This window comes from Pseudomonas sp. P5_B2, assembly GCF_056400445.1.
This window is the reverse complement of the sequence record NZ_JBFULH010000707.1, coordinates 1-1,948: the sequence shown is the minus strand read 5'-3', so window position 1 is coordinate 1,948 and position 1,948 is coordinate 1. Positions and strand designations below refer to the sequence as shown.

Annotated in this window: 2 protein-coding genes; one reads left to right on the top strand and one right to left on the bottom strand. The window is 59.4% G+C overall.

The features are described from left to right. On the top strand, positions 1-520 hold a 520-nt coding region (locus tag AC1DRJ_RS25845), incomplete at its 5' end, for an ADP-ribosylglycohydrolase family protein (RefSeq protein WP_477804654.1). Positions 521-854: 334 nt separating this feature from the next. Here AC1DRJ_RS25845 and AC1DRJ_RS25840 read toward each other — a convergent pair. Beyond that, positions 855-1,948: GTPase family protein (locus AC1DRJ_RS25840; RefSeq protein ID WP_477804653.1), on the bottom strand; the 1,094-nt coding region annotated here is incomplete at its 5' end.

The window sequence follows — 1,948 nt, the reverse complement described above, 5'->3', positions numbered from 1 at the left end:
TCCTACGGGCTACCTGGCGGCCGGGTTGTTTGCCGATATTCTCCAGCGCATTGTCGATCGGCAAGATAGCTTGGAGCACGCGGTTACTCAGAGCTTGGCCAAATATGGACAAACGCCGGGTATGGAAGAAACACGGAGCCTCATTGAGCGCGTACTTTTCTACTTTTACGAGGGCTACCAGCCCACGCCGCAACGAATAGACGAGCTCGGTGGCGGATGGGTCGCCGAAGAAATGCTGGCTATCGGCTTGTGGTGCGCCCTGGCAGCGCGTTCGTTCGAAGAGGGCGTGATCACGGCGGTGAATCACAGTGGCGATAGCGACAGCACCGGGCTCATCGCCGGACACTTGTTGGGTGCTCAGTATGGTGCTGCGGCGATTCCTGCCCGGTGGTTCGAGCAATTGGAGTTGCGCGAAGTAATTGTGCAAATCGCGGAGGACATTGATCGCGTTCCGCGTGAGTACTGTGGGTATGGCGGAGAGTTCGATCTGCAGATCGAGCTGGCGTATCCCTTTGGGTGAGAGCGCTGAAGGAGAGGTCTGTGGATAAATGTTCAGGAGAGCCGCGATGCCGATCAAACCCAAACCTTTCACTTTTGTTTGTGATGAGTGTGGTTGGAAAAAAACTGTAGCGCCACGTAGCGATGCATTGGGGCCCGGTGACTGGTTCGCTCGCTGCCCCAAATGCGGTAGCGAGGCGTTGAGTCATCGGCGAGCGGACGTTATCGATCGCACAGTGGCTGAATGGCTGGCGCGACTGCGACGCTTTTGAGTGCTCTTCGGCACGCAAAGGGACGTCATATGCTGCAGTCGAGCCTGCATCGCCTGCGACCTTCTCAGGTCGCAGGCCAAGTGCTCATGTTGCTGCGTGCGGATTGCTGATCGCCAGGGTGACAAACTCATCATCCACAACACGAACTTCGCCGTGCAGCAGACTGCCCTTGACCAGTACCAGCGGGTCAATGCGCAAGCCGCCTCGGATCATGCCGAAGCTTAGCCCGGTGGAGGCAATGCCATTGCCGAACTCTACGATAATCTTTTTCATCTCCGGCTTGACCGTCAGCACTCTGATCTCGAACTGCTCACCGATGGTCAGCGGGCGATTGAGCCATGTGCGCCGGAATCTGTAGATCAACTCGTGGCTGCGTCGTACCTCTTCGTCTTCGGCCACACCGCCGACAATGAGGGTGATTGTCTCAAGCATTTCCTGCTTGAGCTCGCCAAAGGCACCGACCAGCTCGTTGAGTCGGCGCTGGTCATTGCGCAGGCGTTCGATCTGCTGCTTGATCACTTCGCGTCGCTTTTCGGCCAGGCTGTCGGCGATGGGCAGCAGCTCGTTCATGGCTGACAGCAGCTCACGGTTGGTGGCCGTCGCATTAATGTTGTGAGCGATGATGGCGTCCAGCACTCGCGCGCAGGCCAGGCGCTTCTGGGTTCGCTTTGGCTGGCGGTTGAGCGTGTCCAGCCAGGCGCGTGCATCATCTCCGGCAATGTGCTGGCCATTGAGTTTGCCCAGCGGGGCAGCCCAGGCCATCAGTCCGGCCCGGTCGATGTGGGCGTCGTCGAGTGCTTGAGCAGTGCTGTCGAGGATTGCCTGGATGCGCGAGCGACCGACCAGATCCGCCTGGGTGACCACGAAGAAGATCGGCTTGGGATGGTTGAGGGTACGCAGGAACTCCAGGTCGTCGCGGCGGATCGAGCCGTTCTTGGCACTGAGCAGCCAGATCACATGGTCGGCTTCGGCGAGCTGGCGCTGGGCGATCCATGCATCACTATGTACGGCGTCATTGCGGTCGGCCTTGCTGTAGCCAGGCGTGTCGAGGAAGGCGAGTCGCCGCCACAGGCCGGGCAGATGGATCATCAGCAGGCGCAGGACATGAGCGAAGCCAACCTCCACGCCGAGCGTTTCCTGATAATGCTTCTGGAAGGCATGGGTGATCGCCTGCAGGG